We start from the raw sequence: 20,057 nt of genomic DNA, 5'->3' as shown, positions 1-20,057 counted from the left end.
TTGTCTGCGGGCGCCGGTTTTTCCTTCCCGGGCTTGCAAACACGGGGGGAAAGCCAGTATAATAGGGTATGTTATTCCGGCTATGGAACCGGAAATCTGCCGGGAGCCTCCCGGTCATGTGAAAGGCGGAAAGAATACAATGGCACAACAGAAAAAAATGGTGGAGGACATCACCTCCATGGAAGAGGATTTTGCCAAATGGTACACCGATGTGGTGAAAAAGGCGGAGCTGTGTGATTATTCCTCCGTCAAGGGCTGCATGATCCTGCGTCCTTACGGCTATGCCATCTGGGAGAATATCCAGCACATTCTGGACGGAATGTTCAAGGCCACCGGCCATGAAAATGTCTATATGCCCATCTTTATTCCCGAGAGCCTGCTGCAGAAGGAGAAGGACCATGTGGAGGGCTTTGCCCCCGAGGTGGCCTGGGTCACCCATGGCGGCGAGGAAAAGCTCAATGAGCGTCTCTGCGTCCGTCCCACCTCCGAGACCCTGTTCTGTGAGCATTATGCCCATATCATCAATTCCTACCGGGATCTGCCCAAGCTGTACAACCAGTGGTGCTCCGTGGTGCGGTGGGAAAAGACTACCCGCCCCTTCCTGCGTACCTCTGAGTTCCTCTGGCAGGAGGGCCACACCATGCACGCCACCGCTGAGGAGGCCATCGAGGAAACAGAGCGGATGCTCAACATCTATGCCGAGTTCTGCGAGAAGTATCTGGCCATCCCTGTTCTCAAGGGCCGCAAGACCAAGAAGGAGCAGTTCGCCGGCGCCGAGGCCACCTATACTATCGAGGCCATGATGCACGACGGGAAATCCCTTCAGTCCGGTACCAGCCATTACTTCGGCGACGGTTTTGCCCGGGCCTTTGATATCACCTACACCGACAAGGAAAATAAACTCCAGCATCCCCATCAGACTTCCTGGGGCGTTTCCACCCGTCTCATCGGCGCCATTATCATGACCCACGGCGATGACAACGGCCTGGTGCTGCCTCCCGCCATTGCTCCCATTCAGGTGGTGGTAGTGCCTGTCGCCCAGCACAAGCCCGGTGTGGCGGACAAGGCCATGGAGCTGAAAGAGCGCCTCACCGCCCGGTTCCGTACCTCTATCGACCTGAGCGACAACAGCCCCGGTTGGAAGTTCGCCCAGTATGAGATGAAGGGTGTGCCCCTCCGCCTGGAGATCGGCCCCAAGGACATGGAGCAGAACCAGTGTGTACTGGTGCGCCGGGATACCCGGGAAAAGACCTTTGTTTCTCTGGATCAGCTGGAGGAAAAGATCCAGGAGCTGTTGGATGCCATCCGGGACAACCTCTTTGAGCAGGCCCGGCAGAACCGGGAGAACCGCACCTATGTGGCCCACAATATGGACGAGCTGCTGGAGATTGCCGGAAGCAAGAACGGCTTCATCAAGACCATGTGGTGCGGCGACGAGGCCTGTGAGCTGAAGCTGAAAGAAGTGGCGGGCGTCACCAGCCGGTGTATGCCCTTTGAGCAGGAGCACCTGGATGACAAGTGCGTCTGCTGCGGCAAGCCTGCCAAAACCATGATCGTCTGGGGCAAGGCATACTGATCCCGGGGTCAAACGAAGAAAGGCGGAAAAAGGATGCTTTTGGTTACCACAGATTCCATCCCCGGCAAGGAGCTGGAGGTTCTCTCCCTGGTCAAGGGCAGCACTGTTCAGGCCAAGAACATTGGACGGGATTTTATGTCCGGCCTCAAGGGCATTGTGGGCGGTGAAATCACCGCCTACACCGAGATGATGGATGAGGCCCGGGCCATCGCCACCAAACGGATGATGGATGAAGCCGCCGGTTTGGGAGCGGATGCCATTGTATGCGTCCGGTACGCCTCCTCATCAGTGATGCAGGGAGCGTCGGAAGTGATGGCCTACGGCACCGCCGTCCGATATAAATAAAAGCAGCAGGGGGCGTTCATCCATGGGCGTCTCCTGTTTTGCATTCAGGAAGGGAGCGGGGAAAATGGAGCGGCAGCAAATGAAGGAAATACTGGTGAAGAAGGCACGGCAGGCATCCCAAAATGCCTATGCCCCTTATTCCGGTTTCCATGTGGGGGCGGCGGTTCTCAGCGCCTCCGGCAACATTTACACCGGCTGCAATGTGGAAAATGTCAGCTATGGCGGCACTATCTGCGCCGAACGGGTGGCCTGTGTGGCCATGGTGGCGGCGGGAGAAACCCGGCTTGCAGGGCTGGCGGTCGTTGGCGGAGGTACTGCCGGAGAGGCGGCCCCCTGCGGGATCTGCCGTCAGTTTCTTCTGGAATTTGCCCCGGATTTGACCATCCCTGTTTATCTGTCGGGAGCCGATGGCACAGTGATGGAAACTACACTGAAGGAGCTTTGCCCCATGCCCTTCCAAAGCTTTCAGGCAGATGAGAAATAGAGAAGCTGAGGACTGAAAATTGCGCCGGGGATGCAGGATGATTGCGAGGGGATGAGAGGGGGATGCGAAGGGGATACGGCCAAAGGGACTCGTCCCTTTGGAAACCCATCGTTGAGGCAATCACGATCTGGTTAGTCAAAAATAGTGCCTGCCGCAGTTTTGGCTTGTACTTTTTAGTGTTAAGGGGAACGGGCTGAAAGGCTGGTTTGTGTTTCTATCAGAGTATCGCCAAAACCGCCCGCTCGCCGGTTGTCTGGGTAAAGCCAGACAATCCACTCGCTGCTTTCGCCGCCGCAAAGTCCGCTACCCTCGGAACGCCCAATTAAGGAATTGGGCATTCCTCACCCGCTCCCTTGCGGCGTCTCCTCCGAAAAAAGTCCCGCTCCCGTCCGGCTAAAGGCTTGCAAGCGCGCCTTATTGACGCCGTCTGGTCGCTAGCAACTTTTTTCGGGCGAAGGCTATTAAAATTCAAGAGGAAATTTTGGTAGTACCGCAAATGTGCGGCTCAAAGGCGGCGCAGCTTAGCTGCGCCGCCCCCAAAAAAGAGCGAAAGCCACGGTTTGCAGAGGAGAAGTCCTGTTTATTCACTTTCGTCTCAAGCTCCATCCGCCTGGGGCGGATTTGAATTTTACCTTATCCGCGCAACGGAATACCGGTTCCGCATCGAATAAAAATTACCGTCGCCCGGAAAAAGTTGCTAGCGCAGCGGAGGCGTCGGGAGGGCGCTTGTCAACCGAGCAGCCGGAGCAAGCGTGACTTTTTCCGGAGGAGCAGACGCAAGGGAGCGGGCGGATGGTCCCCGTACAGGGGACCGGAGCATAGCGGACTTTGCGTCTGCGAGGGCGGCAGCGGAATTCCGGTATTAGCAAGGCGGCGGTATCTGTACTTCCTGCCGTGGGTAGGAGCGAGGGAATGCCGCCCCCGTGTGTCAGGCGGCAACTAAAACTACCTTAGCATACCGAAAAAAGTTGCTAGCGCAGTGGAGCCGTTGTGAGGGCGTTTACCAACCGAGCAGGCGAAGCAAGCGGGACTTTTTTCGGAGAAGCGGGGGCAAGGAAATGGAGTGGATGGTCCTCGCTTAGAGGACCGGAACGAAATGAACTTTGTCCCCGCGCCGGAGCGGAGGGGCGACTTGAAGCGATTTTCCGAGCGTACCAGACGGGGCAGCAAGAGCAGCCGCAGCGCCTTTGCGCGGCACGGTCCAGCGGAACGCTGGCGAACTTTGCTTCCTTTGGTTCGTTCCAAAGGAAGTGCCCGCCCGGCATGAGGGCTGCAAACCAGCGATACCACAAAAAGTATACCTCCCCGGCTATGCCGGGTCCAGATACTTTCCCTCCATATTCCAAAAGGAATTTTGTTTTTGTACTGAAGTGGAGGGGCGACTTGAAGCGATTTTCCGAGCGTACTGGGCGGGGAAGCAAAAGCAGCCGTTCTTTTTTCCTTATAAAATGGAAATAACCAACGCCCGGGAAAAGTTGCTAGCGCAGCGGAGGCGTCGGGAGGGCGTTTATACCCTAAAGGGCACAGGCAACCGAGCAGCCGAAGCAAGCGAGACTTTTTCCGGAGGAGCCGACACAAGGGAGCGGGCGGATAGCCCCCGTCCAGGGGGCTGGAGCGTAGCGGACTTTGTGTCGGCGAGCATGAGGGCTACAGACTAGTTCCTCAGCTAAAAGTATGCCTCCCCGGCTGTGCCGGGCCCATAATCTTTCGCCTGTTGCTTTTTTCTAAGCGAATGAAAAAGTTATAGTTAAGACACTGCAAAGGCGTTTACAAGCCCCATCCGCCCGTGGCGGATTTGGATTTTACATTTTCAAATCTACAGAAAAACGGAGATACGACCATTGATACTTCTGACTGCGGAAAAACTCAACAAATCCTACCCACAGCGGGTGCTGCTGCGGGGTGCCTCCCTGGGCATCAACGAAGGTGACAAAATCGGTGTCATCGGCGTCAACGGCACCGGAAAATCCACCCTCCTGAAAATTTTAGCGGGGGTGGAGGAGCCGGACAGCGGTCTGGTGACCACAGGCCGTGGTGTGCGGGTAGCCTGGCTGCCTCAAAGTCCGGCTTTTGAAGAGGGTCGCACGGTGCTGGAGGAGGCCATGGCGCAGGTGGCCCAGGGGCATGAGGACCCCCGGGAATATGAATGTCGTTCTATCCTGGACCGCTTGGGCCTGAAAGATCTGTCGGCCCCGGTGGGAACTCTCTCCGGTGGTCAGAAAAAGCGGCTGGCTATGGGCATTGCCTTGGTACGGCCTTCCGACCTGCTGATTCTGGATGAGCCCACCAACCATATTGACAGTGAAACGGTGGATTGGTTGGAAAATTACCTCCGCCGCTACACCGGCGCACTGGTGATGGTCACCCATGACCGGTATTTTCTGGACCGGGTGACCAACCGCATTGCCGAGCTGGATCATGGAGAGCTGTACCTGTATGACGGCGCCAACTTCACCAAGTATCTGGAGATGAAGGACCAGCGGCTGGAGATGGCCGCCGCCAGCGAACGGAAGCGCCAGGCGCTGCTGAAACGGGAACTGGCCTGGATTCGTCAGGGGCCAAAGGCCCGGGGCACAAAATCCCGGTTCCGCCTGGAACGGTATGCCCAGGAAAGCGCCAAAGAGGTGCGTCTGGAGGAACCGGAGCTGGAAATGAATTCCGTCAGCTCCCGCCTGGGAAAGAAGATCATGGCGCTGGAGCACCTTTCCAAAGCTTTTGGGGATAAAACAGTGCTCCGGGATTTCTCCTATCGGGTACAGCGGGGGGACCGTATCGGCATTGTGGGTCATAACGGCTGCGGTAAAAGTACCTTTTTCAAAATGCTCACCGGTTCGGTACAGCCGGACAGCGGTACCATTGAGATCGGTGAGACAGTGCGCATCGGTTATTTTTCTCAGGAATATGAGGCCATGCCGGAGGATAAGCGGGTTTTCGACTATATCCGCGAGATTTCCAACGCCATTGAGACCCCCGAGGGCACCCTCACTGCAAGCCAGATGCTGGAGAAATTTCTCTTTGACGACAGCCTCCAGTATACCTTTATCGGGCGGCTTTCCGGCGGAGAGCGGCGGCGGCTTTATCTGCTGCGGACTTTGATGACAGCACCCAATGTGCTGCTGCTGGACGAGCCCACCAATGATTTGGATATCCAGACCCTGTCCATTTTGGAGGATTACCTGGACCGGTTCCCCGGTGTGGTCATCGCCGCCAGCCATGACCGATATTTCCTGGACAAGATCGCCGACCAGATTTTCTCCTGGGAGGAGGACGGCCAGGTGAGACGGACTCTGGGGGGATATACCCAATGGCTGGAGGAGCGGAAGAACCGTCAACAGGAGAGGCCAGCGGCAAAAGCAGAAAAAGAGAAAGCCCCGGAACGCTCCCGGAGCCGCAAGCTGAAATTCAGTTATAAGGAAGAACGGGAATATCAGGCAATCGATGGAGAAATTGCGGGACTGGAGGAACAGATTTCCGCCGTCGAGGAGGAGATGGCCCGGTCTGCGGCCGACTTTGTCCGCCTGGAAGAGCTGATGGCCCAAAAAGCTCATTTGGAAGAACAGCTGTCAGAAAAGATGGACCGGTGGGTCTATCTCAATGACCTGGCGGAAAAGATCGCCGCCGGGGAGACAGTGGAGGAGAACTGAAACTGTGGAAAAGTTAAACCAGGTAAAAATAGAGCTTCGTCCCTTTGCCCCCAGTGATCGGGAGGCCCTGACGCAGCTGATGAATGGTGCGGACCGGAGGTATCTCAGCGACCGTCTGCCAAGCCCCTATACACTGGACAGCGCCGATTGGTGGCTGGAGCATATTGCCCAGGAGGAAAAGGAAGGAAAAGGTCTGTTTCGGGCAATTGCAGCTGACGGCCGTTTGGCGGGAAATATCAGTGTAGAACGAAAAGAGGATGTTTACTGCCTGGATGGGGAATTGGGTTATCTGCTGGACCGCTCTTTTTGGGGAAGGGGGATTGCTACCCTGGCAGTGGGGCATTTCTGCCGGGAGGTGTTTGAGCGGCTGGATCTGGAGCGGATCACAGCGGCGGTTTACGCTCCCAACATCGCTTCCCGCCGGGTGCTGAAGAAAAATGGCTTTTCTCTGGAAGGAACCATCCGCCGGGGTGTGGTGAAAAATGGCGCTATCTGTGACCTGTGTTTGTATGGACTTCTTCGGGAGGAAGCGGCCAGATAAAGCTTTGAGAAAATGATGGGTGCGAGTTTTCGCAGAAAAATAGAGAAAAAACAGGGATGTATCGCCTCTTTCAGACTGACAAGTCCGCAAAGATGGCAATACATCCCTGTTTTCAGATTCATTTCAAGGAAAAATTCAATTTTCTTCCACCCTTGGCTGCTTTTCCGCGGTAGCGTCACCGGAGGTCAGGTCCAGCGTTACCAGATAGCTGTCCTTGCCATTGGCGACGATGCAGGAAAAATCGGTGATCCAGCCATCGCTGTCCAGGGTCACATCCACGATTTCCGTTACCGGCAGCTCCTCTTCCACAGCAGGTTGTTCCTGTACGGCGGCCTGAGCGTCGGAAAAGCCCTGGCTGGTAAGGAGATACTCCGCCGCCTGCTCCGGCGTTTCTCCGCTGCTCATCTGTTCACCGGCGGCCAGCTGCGCGCCACGGCAGAAGGTGCGTGCATTGCCTACCACCTGGCTGGCCCGGCCCTCCTCCACAAACTGTTCCCCAAAGGGAATCCCCACGAGCAGCGCCACAATCAGTACCGCCCCGAGACAAGCCCCCCGAATGATGGCAGGGCGATGTAATCTCATCAGCCGGAGCAGCTTGTTTTCCGGGCTGTGATCCTGAGCAGGGGCAGGTACTGGGGCAGAGGCCCGCTCTTTTTTTGCAGTGGGCTGCTTCTTCTTTTTGGCGGAGGCTTTGGTGGCCATGTGATCGCTCCTTTATTTTAAAAACGGTAAAATCACAACATGAAACCGGCAGGCAGCACTTTCCTTTTGGAACAGAGGCAGCTGCCGTCGAAGTAGGAATATCTTTATCAGTATATCAGTTTTTGGAGAGATGGGCAACGGGATTATTCTTTCTCTTTGCTGTCTGGGGCAGAAAGAGCCGCCAGCTTTCTGCGCCAATAAGCAGCCATGGTAAAGTCCTTGTCCCCGGTCAGTTCCTTGCCCAGAAAATCCGGGGGAACAAAGGCTTCCGCCGCCTCCCGGCTGTCAAACTCCACCTCAGCATAATAAAAGGCGGTGTCGCTTCCCGGATCCACCAGGTTGCACTCCAGTGTCAGCCCGTCAGGAAGGGGATAGGTTCGGAATTCCTTGACTACCGGCGGCATGGGAAGAAGAGGCAGCAGAGCTTCATAAGCGCTTTCCTCCAAAGATACCTCTACTTCGGTGCGGCAGAGGGTGCCTTTGCCTTTGATGGTCAGACGGTAACGGCTCCCCTCGCTGTCCCGGATGGCCCGGATGCGGACCGTGGGCTTGGTAGTCAGGTACCCCTGCTCCATGATGGCCTTATAGGAAGGCGTTTGCTGCGGAAAGCAGTCCAGCAAAAATTTTCGTTCGATTTCCAGATGGTTTTGATTCATCCCATACATCCTTTCTGCAGGCAGTCGTCTTTGCCAGGGAGAGGCGGCAGCGATCAGAGCCAGCTTCTGTTTTCTGGTGAGGGCTTTTATCTGCCGCTCCCGTTTCAGAGCCGTGCTTCGGTCCGGCTGGGGTTCCCACCAGGCCAAGGTGACCGGTCGGCGGCTGCGGGTATATTTTGCTCCCTGCCCCTTATTATGGGCAGCCAGCCGTTGTGGCAGATCATTGGTCCATCCGCAGTAGAGACTTCCGTCGGCGCATTGTAATAAATAGGTAACAGGAAGCTTTCTCTCAGCCATGGCCGCCCTCCTTTTCTTTCATGAACCTATTATAATCTCTGGTAGAAGGGGAAGCAAATCTCAGTACAAAGGAAAGATATGACGAAATTGTAACCGAAAGTTTGAAAAGAAGGGTAAAAAAGGGCGTAAACACAGTGGAATTATGAATGAATTGTAAAAGATGGCTTTTCAGAAAAAATAAATGACAAAACCACTTGCAAAAGTTACAGAGTTGTAATATACTGTAACCATCGGAACGGAAATGGAGAGCCGTCCGGTAAAGATTAAAATTTTATGGAGGAAAAGCACAATGAAAAAGGTACTTGCTCTGGTACTGGCCGTGGCCATGATGGCTACTCTGGCCTTTGCTGTTGAGTACAAGGAACCCGGCAGCTCTCTGAAGCTGGGCGCTACCAGCTTCGAGGATGATAAGGGTAATGCGGTTCCTGTGAGCGATGTCGACTTCAACGAGGACAACTTCGTGATCTCCACCAAGAAGATCACCAAGGGCGCTTCCTATGTTGACAGCATTGCTTTCAACGATGATGATCAGCTGGTCATCAAGTTCAAGCAGGACTACACCCTGACCACTTCCAAGGTCAACGTGACCATCTCTGAGCTGGCTGTTAAGGCCAAGAAGACCATCAAGGATGATGACACCACCATCCTGAAGAAGAACGACGAGTACACCTATGCTAACGGCAAGATCGAGATCGAGCTGGGCTGGGACAAGAGCACTGTCGCTGTGACCGATGCTGACGCTGAGATCAACCTGACCGCTGGCGACGCTCTGTATGTCGAGTACGACAAGGATGAGACCGCTACCACTGGCAGCAACAATGGCAGCGACATCACCGTTTCCTACGGTGATCCCGCTTCCTACATGACCACCGAGATCGACTTCGAGGGCGAGGCTTATGCTGAGGGCCGCGTTTATGATGGCGACGAAGTGTTCTATGGCTTCAACATGGACGCTGACACCGACATCCTGAAGGCTTATCCCGATGCTGAGATGCGCTTCTTCGAGATCGAGGGCAACGGCTTCCCCACCACTCTGTCCTTCGAGCTGTATGCTGCTGAGGATGAGTATGTCTATGCCGTTAAGGATGGCAAGCTCACCAACTCCGGCCTGAAGTGGGACGAGGATGTCTACGCTTGGACTGGTAAGGTCCGCTCCGCTGTTCAGTATGTCATCTCCGACATCGAGCTGGACACCACCGCTGTTGATACCGGTGATGGCGACACCACCACTGAGAACCCCGCGACCGGCGCTAACGACGTTGTCGGCGTAGCTACCGCTCTGGCTGTTGTTTCTCTGGTTGCTGCTGGCGCAGTTTCCCTGAAGAAATAAGAGTTCTCGCAACAGAACTTAAGCCGAAAGGCTGAATGAAAAGGGCCCCCTATCTCCAGGGGGGCCCTTTTTGTGTAAAGAAAACCACGCGATAGTCGCGTGGTTCAAAAGAGCTTAAGCGGTGAAAAAGATAAAAAACTCCTAATGTGTTAAAGTAAAAACGTGACCTGCCAGTTACGCTGAAAAACACATTAGGAGGACATTAAAATGCCAGAGCAAAATAACGTCACAAACAGTCTAGCACATACGAAGTGGAATTGTAAATATCATGTGGTATTTGCGCCAAAGTATAGAAGAAAAGTATTCTATAACGAAAAAAGAGCAGCAATAAGAGATATCATCAGAACACTGTGTCAATGGAAGGGGGTTGAGATTATAGAGGGAGAAGTATGTCCAGATCACATCCATCTGCTTCTAAGTATCCCCCCAAAAATGAGTGTATCGGGATTTATGGGATACCTCAAGGGAAAAAGCAGTTTAATGATATTTCAAAAGTTTGGGAATATGAAGTTTGCATATCGGAACCGTGAATTTTGGTGCAAAGGATATTACGTGGACACAGTAGGAAAGAATACAAAAGCAATAAAAGAGTATATCGAGAACCAATTAAAGATGGATCGAGAAAGTGATCAAATAAGTCTTTACGATCCCAGAGACCCGTTTACGGGTAGCAAGTAATCCTATGCGTGGCTGGCAGGCCAATAAAAAACGCACTTGTGCGTTGCCTGTAGTATTAGGGCTATGCCCGAAACGGAAATACCCCCCGCTTTGCGGGGGGATATTTATTTGCTTGTCAATGGAAACCACCGACTCTGTCGGTGGAGGCATCCCATAAGAAGCTTTAGCTTCAAGCATCGAGCGAAGCGAGCTGCAAGGAGCAAATTTTCGTCCATGAAAAAAACTTCCAAGTAACGTCAATTGCCCGTTTACGGGCTGCGGAGCAAGTGATGCAAGCGAAGTAACATTCAGTGCGTCTTAAGACGCGGGCTGGTAATATGCCCTTCTAAGGCTGGTGCAAACCACCAGTTCAACTGGTGGTTTTGATTGTGTGAATATATGCGAAGTCAAATTTTCGCATCACACCTGGCAGTTTTGGAGAATGTATGATGAAGAAAGCATTTTCCCTTTCATACTTTACGCTGAAAATTTATATTGGCAGCGAGTGTTCAGAACCATTGGGGGCGTACTCTACCTGCCCCTTGCGCCGCAGGTCGGGAGGCATTATAATAGAAAACAGAAAACCTCAGCTGATGTGAGGCAAAATCAGGGGCGGAAAACGGAGCGTTGAAAGAATGATGGAATATAAAGATTTGGCTGTTTCCCAGCAGATGCATAAGGCCATAGAGCGAATGGGCTTTACACAGATGACAGAGATTCAGGAAAAAGCCATCCCTGTGATGCTGGAGGGACGGGAAATTATTGCCAAAGCGCCCACTGGTACTGGAAAAACCTGTGCCTTTGGCATTCCTATTGTGGAGAAAGTGGAAGCGGATAAGCCATGGCTCCAGGCTTTGGTTCTTTGCCCAACCCGGGAACTGTGTACGCAGATTTGCGATGACCTTCGGAATCTGGCTTATTTTAAGGAAGGCGTCCGGGTGGTGGCAGTTTATGGCGGGCAGCCTATGGGTAAGCAGCTGAGCGCCCTGAAAAACCGTCCTCAGATCGTAGTGGCCACGCCGGGGCGCTTACTGGACCATATGGCCAGAAAAACAATTCGTCTGGATAAGGTCAAGTATGCTGTTCTGGATGAGGCGGACGAGATGCTGGATATGGGCTTTTTCAAGGATGTGCGAAAGATCCTGGACCGGCTGCCCAAGGACAAGCAGATGGTGATGTTTTCCGCTACCATTTCACGGGAAGTGATGGATATCGGCTGGCTGTATCAGATGGATCCGGTGGAGCTGACCGTGCTGCCGGTGGAAGCCAGCAAACCTAAAATTACTAAATACTGCATTCAGAGCACCGGCAGCAAAAAGCTTCGGGACTTGGTGGCGATACTCAAGCAGAAAGAGTTTCACCGCACTCTCATTTTTTGCAACACCAAGTATGCCACATCCAGCCTTTGCGGACAGCTGGTGGACCGGGGATTCGCGGCGGAGTGCCTGCATGGAGATATGGCCCAATCGGACCGCAACCGGATCATGGCGGCCTATAAAGCAGGAAAAATCGCCATCCTCATTGCAACCGATGTAGCGGCCCGAGGAATTGATGTCACCGATGTGGACGCTGTTATCCACTATGAGACGCCGCTGGACAATGAGACGTATACCCATCGTTCGGGACGTACCGGACGGGCGGGAAAAGAAGGAGAAGCCTATTTGTTTTATGCCCCCGATGACAAAAAACGGCTGGACAATATCATCCGCTATACCAAATCGGTGATGATTCCCCTGGAAATCACCGACGAGGGGGAAATCAGGGAAAAGTCGGATAAATAAAGAGCTGATAAAAAAGCCCCGGACTGTGAGCAGAAACGACAGTCCGGGGTTTGAATTTAATCCAGGAAATAAAAAGCGGAAAAACCTCTCTTTGTCCGGGTTACCGCAGCCGTCCTGATGGCCGGAGAATGAACAAGCTGTAAAATATCGCAAACAGTACCAGGGAGGTGATCAAAAAAATGAGCCCTCCTGTACTGACAAAAAACTGTATCAGAGAAACCGCTACAAAAGGGGGGCGCCGCCGGGTGGGATCTTTGATGCGCCAGGCAATCAACAACACAAGGGCAGTATAAGGCAGCTGATAAAGAACTACCGCCAGCAGCAAAGAAACGACAGGGGGCACAAGAAAAGCTCCTTTCCAAGGGTTTATTATAACAGGCCATGGTTTTTCCAAAACGAAAAGACAGAGGATCAGTTTTGTTTATAAAGAGCGCCGTACTTCTGGAAAGCCACTCGCGGGGAATCGCCATAATAGACACGGCCGCAGCGGCAAAAGCCGCATTTTTCCAAGGTGTGCTGCATGGGCAGATTATCAGGATGGGTATCAATGCGCAGGCTGGCGCATTGTTCCAGACACCATTGGATGCACGCTGCGCCTACACCCTTTTGAAGGCCTGCCGAGGCGATCCGGTGAATCACCCAGTAGGGACCGTCATCAGGCCAGCAGGCTTCGGCGCTTTCCTCATAAATCGGTTCCGGTCCGGGACAGAAGACAAAGGCACAGTGAAGCGTTTCTCCCTCTTTTGCCACCCACAGGCGCCCCAAAGCGATGTCTTCCTCCAACAGTGCCTTTTGGGGATATCCATCTCCCCATTGGGTAGGATTGCCCGCTTGGGCCATAAACGTCCGGGCATGGTCATAGATGTCCAAAATAGCGGGAAGATGCTGCAGTTGGGCTGGAATGATTTCCATGAAGACAGCTCCTTTCAGGACCGGATTGAGCAGGAATCCTGATCTATGAGGATATTATAGCAGAATAGAAAAAAGGCGCAAGGGCTGGAAAAAGAGGGGATGATTTTCATCAGTCTGAAAAAAGAAAAAGAGGGCAGAGCCTGGCGGAACTTGTACCAAAATGATGCGGATGGTAAAATAAAACAGAAAACAGTGGAAAAAACAAAAAGCGAACAGACGCCTGGCAGCTGAGTGGGCAAGGAGGGACGTTACATGAAAGCGGTCAAAGGGAGCTTGTGTCTGCTGGTTCTTTTGCTCTGCGGCGCTTTTGTGGTTCAACAGGCAGTGGTACCTTTCATCATTCGCCGCAAAACCCAAAACAGTATGTTTTTCAAATGGTGTCAAACCATCTCCTCCACAGATGTGGAGGGTATCTCCCTGAGCGATCCTTTCCACCATAAACTGTTCCCGTTCCCGGAAAACCTTGTGTTATCAGAAAAAGAAGAAAAAGAAGTGGTGGAAATCCTCAACAGTATCAGCGAAGAAGACCTGGATTTGGTGAGTGATCCGGTCAGGACTTCTCCTGTGTTTGAAATTTATGTCATGGCGGGAGGCAGCCGCTATCTTTTTGACTGCTATGATGTGACCGATCCGGTGTTTTACCTGACGCCGGAGACCCCGGAAGAAGCGGAAGCATTTTCAGCAGGTCCGTTCAAACATTTAACCGTATACGCGCCCCGGCTGCTGGATTTTGCGGTACAGCGATTCTCTTCATAAGTGGTGAAACACAAAAAAAGAGACACGATACAAATCGTGTCTCTTTTTGGAACATCGCAACACTATAGATAATAGCTTTCAGACATGCATTTAAAACCAAACTATTGTAATTTAAATGAAAAGAATTGCTTTTAAATGCGACTGAAATGCGACTTAGGTCTCATTTCAGTCGCATTTAATTATCCGAGTCTGAACCAAAATCATTTGCAAACCATCTTGCGCCGCGGGTTTTACCCTTGCAATATGCACGTTCTTCACGCTGAAGCTCACGCATAAGAACCTGTAATTGATTATGACTTTGCCCAGGTAGTACCTGTTGCAATTCTCTGAGCGGCGTTCCGTGCTCGCCATTTTCGCGGATGTGCTTCAGTAGCAGTTCCTTGTTTGTTTCACGATCCAAACCAACGATCCGCGTATGTACACCGGATTTTCCAACTGCGGCGTATAGGCTGCGCGCCAGAACATATTTGTTGCGGCCGATATGCTCTACTAATCCCAGATTTTCTAAACGTTTTAAGTTCTGCCTGAGATTCTGAGGAATGCTTTCTGCATGATACATTGCGTTGATTACCAAGAAATCGCCAGTGGTCAACGACTCCATCCGCTCATCACCTATGCGGTTAATGAGCGATAACATTTTTTCGTCCAGCACCAGACCGTTTAGAGTTAATTTTACGAAATCTTGGTCTGTGCCTGTGAAATCAGGCAGTTGTTTTGCCTCCTTAATGCTCCACTCATACATCAAGTTCATTCCCTGACCAGAGCGCTCAACCAGACCACAAAGCGCTAAAATTTCAGCAATACGGCGGTTACGCGGCGATTGCCGGTCCAGGATATTTTCAATTGTAATTCCATTCGGAAAGCCTCCTGGACTCTCTACTACAAGCCGATCTTGATACTGCCGGATAAACACGCTCCCACCCATTTGATAATTCCGGTGACTTACTGCATTCAAAATTGCCTCGCGAACAACGCGTTCGTTAAATGTGGGAATATCATAAACAAAAAAACCTTCCTGATAGTGTTGCTTGTCGTTACGCAGATTAATAAGCTCCCACAAGCGGTTATAGCAAGAAAAAAATCCTACCCGAAATTCCTCTCTCTGATTTGCTGGGCCAGAAGCATTTGACGAGCGGTACTCAAAAACGATTTCGGCTTGTGGCAAAAACTTTCCGAGCGCTGCTCGTTTACCAAATAGCGCCAGTGCTGCATATGTAATTCCGTCCTCGTCAATAATGGCTTCACAGTCTCGCAAAAGTTGTTCTTGCGAAAGACTCATGATCCGACGATTACCACTTTTTTCAGCCCATTTGTTGCGAAACTCGTCTACAGCAGATGAATCTAAATCACCAAGAGTTGCCTCAACACAAATACTGCCAGAAAAATCGAACCCTGCCTCCGCATAGATATGTCGGCGAATGGTTTCTGGCATAGGAATCAGACTATCTCCTTCGTACCACCAGGCAACGCCATCAGCTTGCACAGGCAGGCCAACCGGTCGGCCTGCTATCTCAAATACTAAAACACGCTTACCCTCATGTTCATAAACTTGAAAGTCAACCATAATGTGCAGCTTATCGATCAAACCCTTACGTGTGCGTTCGGGCTGTTCAAATGCTTGGCTACCGACAACTTGTCGAGGGCGTTTATCCGAAATGCCAAAGACAAGTTTTCCCCCACCACAGTTTGAAAGCGCACAGCAGCAACGAAGTGCTTCTCCAAAATCAAACCGGTTCTTTGCTTCCTTAAACTGAATCCCTTCGCCCTCCTGAGCTTCCATCAATTCTTCAAGCGTCATAGGGGTATACAATTCGGCCTCGCCTCCTTATTATCGGTTTATTTGAATGCTATTTCCATTATTATGACTTTCATTATAACAAGGTTTTATTATTTCTACAATCGATTTCTGTCTGGCATTTTCAGACCTTTTCCCAACCTCAAGGCCAGCTGTACAAATGCAGGTTTTTTGCACCTTTACTGTGCCATGTCCCTCTCACATTTAAACTTTCCCTTGTCATATTTATGGGCTCCTTATACACTTAAATCATCATAAAAAGTCAAATAAGGTGAAAGGAGATTACATATGATGCGTTATGGTGAGAAAGAAAAGCGCACATTGGCCAGTCTATATTACAACGGAAAGTCGGTTACTGAGATCTGCCAGGAGCATCAGATTTCCAGAAGCACCTTTTACTCTTGGATTCAAGCCTATCGGTCTGTCGAGTCCAAGAACAGTTCCCGTACAGTTACTCCGAAAGACTTTGACAGCCTTCACCGCCGCTGCGAAAAGCAGGAGCAAATCATTGCAGTCCTGAAATCCGTTCCTGCGGTTGCCAGTGCGACAACACAGGAGAAGCTTGCAGTATTGGAGCCGCTCTACGGTCAGTTTAGTGTCTATGTTCTTTGCGAAGCCTTAGATGTTCCAAGGGGAACCTTTTACAACCACATCAAGCGGAATAAACGGGATAATAGCTCCTATGCCAAACATCGGGAAGAATTGCGAGCGGCAATTCAGGAAATCTTCGATGACAGCCGACGGACATTTGAAAGTGAAAAAATTTGTGCGGTGCTTCATGAGCGCGGTTATAAAGCGGGTACAACATTGGTGCGGGAACTCATGAGTGAGATGGGGCTAAGCAGTGTATCGACCACATCCAAGCGACAGTGGAAAAAATCCAACAGCTACGAGCGGAAGCCTAACATTTTACAGCGGCAGTTCCATGCAGAAGCCCCGAACTGTGTTTGGGTCAGCGATGTTACCTGTATGAAATTGAAGGATCGGTATTATTACCTTTGTGCCATTGTTGATTTATATTCCAGGAAAGTGATTGCCCATAAAGTATCCACACGCAATAGTACACAGCTGATTACGGCGACGCTCAGGATGACCTACGACACCCGAATGCCGGGGGAAAATTTAATCTTTCACAGCGACCAGGGCAGTCAATATACTTCCCATGCGTTCCGTCAGCTGCTGAAAAAGTTAAAGATCACACAGTCGTTTTCCAATGCGGGAACGCCGCACGACAACGCTGTGATGGAATCGTTCTTCGCAGTATTTAAGAAGGAGGAGTTTTACCGCAATAATTACCGCTCCGAGGCTGAACTGCGAAAGAAGATTGACGAATACATTGCCTTTTATAATCAAAACGCCCGCATACCACCCTGAACCTTCAAACGCCAGAGCAATATGAGGACGCATTTTTCAGGAAACAATAAAAGTTCTGTTTCTGGAAAGAGGGGTTCAGATTCCTGATTTTTCGCTGCTTTTGCCGCCATTTTCAACTGTTTGGATTTTAATGTCCAGATTCTTACGGATAACTTGTCACGGTAAAACCCTTGAAAGCAAGGCTTTGAGGATAAAACAAAGGCCGACTTTTGGGACAGCCTACAAAAACTGTTCCAAAAGTCGACCCTCGTTCAATATGGTGAGCCATCGGAGGTTCGAACTCCGGACCCTTTGATTAAAAGTCAAATGCTCTGCCAACTGAGCTAATGGCTCGTCTTGAACGCTAAATTATTATATCAATCCAGAAGGAGAATGTCAACTGCTTTTTGATATTTAATAAAGGAAAAAAGAGGCTTTTGGGGAGATTTTTCCGATATGGATGACAAAAATATTTTGCCGGGTTATAATGAGAGGCAGCAAAGGGGGGATCAGGATGGCGCTGACGATGGACAGTGAAATCCGTTTCGTCAAAGGCGTGGGGGAAGCCCGGATGAAGCTGTACCAACGCCTGAACATTGGCACAGTGGGAGAACTGCTTTACCATGTACCCCGGTCCTATGTGGACCTGCGCCATCCCCGGAGCATTTTGGAAGCGCAGCTGGGAGAGACTGTGCCGGTGCGGGGGATCGTGGCCTCCAAAAGCGGGGAACAGCGGCTGCGAAAGGGACTGTCTGTGTTCAAGGTGCAGGTGGTGGATGACCATGGGGACATGACCCTCACCTTTTTTAACGGCAAATATACCGTAGCAGCTTTGCGGGAAGGGGAGGAATATCTTTTCTATGGCAGGATGGGGGGCACACTCCTCCGGCGTGAGATGCAGTCCCCGGCGGTTTACCCGGTTCAGGGAGCCCAGCTGGTTCCGGTGTATTCTTTAACGGCGGGTATTACTTCCCGGATGCTGGCCCGTCATGTGGCGGCAGCTCTGGACAACCTGGAGCAGGCCCCTGACAGCCTGCCTCCCTGGATGCGCCAGCGCTATGAACTGATGGATCTGCAGCAGGCTTTCAGATGGGTCCATTTTCCCTCAACCCTGGAGCAAGCCAGACAGGGGCGGCAGCGGCTGGCTTTTGAGGAACTGCTCTGCTTGGGAATGGGGTTTGCCCGTCTCAAAGAGGGACGCAGCAGTCAGCGTGCCTGCGCCATGGAACCACGGGACCTGGCCCCCTTTTTCCATAGCCTCCCCTTCACCCCCACTGGGGCGCAAAAACGGGCCATCAGCCAGGCTGTGGAGGATCTGTGCAGGGAAGTTCCCATGAATCGCCTGGTTCAGGGTGATGTAGGCAGCGGAAAAACTCTGGTGGCAGCGGCCTGCTGTTATTTCGCCTTTCTCAACGGGCGGCAAAGCGCCATGATGGCTCCTACTGAGCTGCTGGCGGAGCAGCATTTCAAGACCCTTACGGGGCTGCTGAGCCCATTGGGTGTACGGGTGGGACTGCTCACCGGCTCCACTGGGGCTAAGGAGAAGAAGCAGATAAAAGCCGCTTTGGAAGCAGGAGAGCTGGACCTGTGTATAGGCACCCATGCCCTGCTGACAGGGGATGTGTCCTGGGCTGGGCTGGGACTGGTGGTCACCGATGAGCAGCATCGCTTTGGTGTAGCCCAGCGGATGGCCCTCACCGCGAAAGGAGAAGGGGTCCATACGCTGGTAATGTCCGCCACCCCTATTCCCCGCACATTGGCACTGATCATCTATGGGGATCTGGAATTGTCCGTTATTGATGAGATGCCCGCCGGACGCAGCCCTGTGGAAACCTATCTCATCGACAGCCCAAAGCGGGAGCGGGCTTTTGGCTATATTCGCCAGCATCTCGACCGGGGCCTTCAAGGCTATATCGTTTGCCCCTTGGTGGAAGAAGACCCCGAGAGCCCGATGCCTCAGGGGAAAGGGGCGGTGGAGTGGGTGCGCCAGCTGGAGCAAACCAGTTTCCGGGGCTATCGGTTGGGGCTGCTCCATGGCAGAATGAAACCCCGGGAAAAGGAGGCGGTGATGACCGCTTTCAGCCAGGGAGAAATTCAGCTGCTGGTGGCAACCACCGTTGTTGAGGTGGGTATCGATGTGCCCAACGCTGTGATTATGATGATTGAGAATGCCGAGCGGTTTGGTCTCAGCCAGCTTCATCAGCTGCGGGGACGGGTGGGAAGAGGCACCCAGCGGTCCACCTGTATCCTTCTCAGCGATACCCAGAATCCGGAAACCAGACAGCGGCTCAGGACCCTTTGCAAAACCACCGACGGTTTTCGGATCGCCGAAGAGGATCTGGCGCTGCGGGGACCAGGAGATTTCTTTGGTATGCGGCAGCATGGTCTTCCGCAGATGCAGGTAGCGGATCTTGCCGCTGACAGCCGTTTGCTGGCCCGCACCCAGGAGGCGGCGGAATTGTTGCTCCGCCAGGATCCCACACTGGAGAGCTGCCCCGCTCTGGCCCGGCGGGTAGAGCGAATGATGGAGACTGCCGGAGCACTGTGAATTCCAAAAGAAAAGAGCAGCTGCGTCCATGGCAGGAGCCGCAGCACCTGTTGATGCAGTAAGCTTTCATACAGAAACGGGAAGGATTCCCTGGTGCGGAGGAAAGCTTTTGCCCCGGAGAAACAGGATCAGCGGCTATTGTGGTCAAAATGAGTAAAAACAGCCAAAAAAGAACCAACTGTTTCTTTTAAAATAACAGTTGAAAACTACACAAAAGCTGTATATAATATAGAAAACGAACAGAATAACGGTTCGGGCCGATGAAAGTATTCGTCCCGGCCGACAAACCAATCATGCAGGAAAGGGAGTATCAATTATGGCAGTATTGACTTTTACCACAAATAATTTTGAGCAAGAGGTCCTTAAGAGTGATAAGACCGTTTTGGTAGATTTCTGGGCCTCCTGGTGCGGACCTTGCCGGATGTTTTCCCCCATTGTGGATCAGGCTGCTGATGAGCTGGAGGGAGTTGCCAAGGTAGGCAAGGTGAATGTGGATGAGGAGCCTGAGCTGGCCAGACGGTACGGCATCATGAGCATCCCCACTCTCATGGCATTCAAGAACGGCCAGGTGGTGGACAAGGTCATGGGCGTCCAGGGCAAGGAATCCGTTCTGGCTATGGGCCGCAAATAAGCCGGAAAACCGCAAAATAAAGTAAAAAAACAATCCATCATCCAGAAAT

The 20,057-nt window shown here is 52.1% G+C and carries 17 protein-coding genes and 1 tRNA gene; 12 read left to right on the top strand and 6 right to left on the bottom strand.

Annotated features, from left to right (window positions below; genetic code table 11):
• Positions 1–139 precede the first annotated feature (139 nt).
• The 5 genes from proS (at position 140) to BQ5383_RS03985 (ending at position 6,590) form a co-directional block, all read left to right on the top strand.
• Positions 140–1,576 (top strand): proline--tRNA ligase, encoded by a 1,437-nt coding sequence (gene proS, locus BQ5383_RS04010; protein WP_071429977.1) that lies wholly within the window; start codon positions 140–142, stop codon positions 1,574–1,576.
• A gap of 33 nt (positions 1,577–1,609) precedes the next feature.
• On the top strand, positions 1,610–1,921 hold the full coding sequence (locus BQ5383_RS04005; protein WP_071429452.1) for a YbjQ family protein: 312 nt from the start codon (positions 1,610–1,612) through the stop codon (positions 1,919–1,921).
• Positions 1,922–1,943: 22 nt separating this feature from the next.
• A complete protein-coding gene (locus tag BQ5383_RS04000; protein ID WP_268874621.1) occupies positions 1,944–2,405 on the top strand; it encodes a cytidine deaminase in 462 nt (153 codons plus the stop codon).
• Positions 2,406–4,246: 1,841 nt separating this feature from the next.
• Positions 4,247–6,049 carry an ABC-F family ATP-binding cassette domain-containing protein gene (locus BQ5383_RS03990; RefSeq protein WP_071429448.1) on the top strand — a complete coding sequence of 601 codons (1,803 nt, stop codon included), beginning with the start codon at positions 4,247–4,249 and terminating at the stop codon, positions 6,047–6,049.
• A 4-nt stretch (positions 6,050–6,053) separates the two neighbouring features.
• Entirely contained in the window at positions 6,054–6,590 is a 537-nt protein-coding gene (locus tag BQ5383_RS03985; RefSeq protein ID WP_071429446.1) for a GNAT family N-acetyltransferase, read from the top strand.
• A 135-nt stretch (positions 6,591–6,725) separates the two neighbouring features.
• On the opposite strand, the gene BQ5383_RS03980 is transcribed toward BQ5383_RS03985, so the two are convergent.
• On the bottom strand, positions 6,726–7,292 hold the full coding sequence (locus BQ5383_RS03980) for a hypothetical protein (RefSeq protein ID WP_071429444.1): 567 nt from the start codon (positions 7,290–7,292) through the stop codon (positions 6,726–6,728).
• A gap of 143 nt (positions 7,293–7,435) precedes the next feature.
• Complete coding sequence (locus BQ5383_RS21850; RefSeq protein ID WP_338061405.1) at positions 7,436–8,245, bottom strand: GIY-YIG nuclease family protein; 810 nt, start codon at positions 8,243–8,245, stop codon at positions 7,436–7,438.
• A 289-nt stretch (positions 8,246–8,534) separates the two neighbouring features.
• On the opposite strand from BQ5383_RS21850, the gene BQ5383_RS03970 reads away from it, so the two are divergent.
• The 3 genes from BQ5383_RS03970 (at position 8,535) to BQ5383_RS03960 (ending at position 12,013) form a co-directional block, all read left to right on the top strand.
• A complete protein-coding gene (locus tag BQ5383_RS03970; protein WP_071429442.1) occupies positions 8,535–9,575 on the top strand; it encodes a hypothetical protein in 1,041 nt (346 codons plus the stop codon).
• A gap of 207 nt (positions 9,576–9,782) precedes the next feature.
• The gene (tnpA, locus tag BQ5383_RS03965) at positions 9,783–10,253 is read left to right on the top strand and encodes an IS200/IS605 family transposase (protein WP_071428887.1); all 471 of its coding nucleotides are present in this window, start codon (positions 9,783–9,785) and stop codon (positions 10,251–10,253) included.
• Positions 10,254–10,867: 614 nt separating this feature from the next.
• Positions 10,868–12,013 (top strand): DEAD/DEAH box helicase, encoded by a 1,146-nt coding sequence (locus BQ5383_RS03960; RefSeq protein WP_235821931.1) that lies wholly within the window; start codon positions 10,868–10,870, stop codon positions 12,011–12,013.
• Between the two features lie 100 nt (positions 12,014–12,113).
• Here BQ5383_RS03960 and BQ5383_RS03955 read toward each other — a convergent pair whose 3' ends face one another.
• Positions 12,114–12,356, bottom strand: a complete 243-nt coding sequence (locus BQ5383_RS03955) for a hypothetical protein (protein ID WP_071429440.1) — start codon at positions 12,354–12,356, stop codon at positions 12,114–12,116.
• A gap of 68 nt (positions 12,357–12,424) precedes the next feature.
• A complete protein-coding gene (locus tag BQ5383_RS03950) occupies positions 12,425–12,925 on the bottom strand; it encodes a GNAT family N-acetyltransferase (RefSeq protein ID WP_071429438.1) in 501 nt (166 codons plus the stop codon).
• Positions 12,926–13,177: 252 nt separating this feature from the next.
• Here BQ5383_RS03950 and BQ5383_RS03945 point away from each other — a divergent pair, with 252 nt between their 5' ends.
• Complete coding sequence (locus BQ5383_RS03945; protein WP_071429436.1) at positions 13,178–13,681, top strand: hypothetical protein; 504 nt, start codon at positions 13,178–13,180, stop codon at positions 13,679–13,681.
• Positions 13,682–13,856: 175 nt separating this feature from the next.
• Here the strand turns inward: BQ5383_RS03945 and BQ5383_RS03940 are convergent, their stop codons facing one another.
• The gene (locus BQ5383_RS03940) at positions 13,857–15,491 is read right to left on the bottom strand and encodes an ATP-binding protein (RefSeq protein WP_235821930.1); all 1,635 of its coding nucleotides are present in this window, start codon (positions 15,489–15,491) and stop codon (positions 13,857–13,859) included.
• Between the two features lie 276 nt (positions 15,492–15,767).
• Here BQ5383_RS03940 and BQ5383_RS03935 point away from each other — a divergent pair, with 276 nt between their 5' ends.
• Positions 15,768–16,850: an IS3 family transposase gene (locus tag BQ5383_RS03935; RefSeq protein WP_172724580.1), complete on the top strand. Its 1,083-nt coding sequence runs from the start codon at positions 15,768–15,770 to the stop codon at positions 16,848–16,850.
• A 257-nt stretch (positions 16,851–17,107) separates the two neighbouring features.
• Here BQ5383_RS03935 and BQ5383_RS03930 read toward each other — a convergent pair.
• A tRNA-Lys gene (locus tag BQ5383_RS03930) sits at positions 17,108–17,183 on the bottom strand.
• Positions 17,184–17,343: 160 nt separating this feature from the next.
• Here BQ5383_RS03930 and recG point away from each other — a divergent pair.
• Together recG and trxA are read left to right on the top strand one after the other, a co-directional pair.
• Complete coding sequence (gene recG / locus BQ5383_RS03925; protein WP_071429431.1) at positions 17,344–19,377, top strand: ATP-dependent DNA helicase RecG; 2,034 nt, start codon at positions 17,344–17,346, stop codon at positions 19,375–19,377.
• Between the two features lie 316 nt (positions 19,378–19,693).
• Positions 19,694–20,008, top strand: coding sequence for a thioredoxin (gene trxA, locus BQ5383_RS03920; protein WP_071429428.1), 315 nt, complete (start codon positions 19,694–19,696; stop codon positions 20,006–20,008).
• The last annotated feature ends 49 nt before the right edge of the window (positions 20,009–20,057 follow it).

The sequence above is a fragment of the Angelakisella massiliensis genome, from assembly GCF_900104675.1.
Taxonomy (GTDB): Bacteria; Bacillota; Clostridia; order Oscillospirales; family Ruminococcaceae; genus Angelakisella; species Angelakisella massiliensis.
Note: the sequence above shows the minus strand (reverse complement) of the source record. Positions and strands in the feature narration are given on the sequence as shown.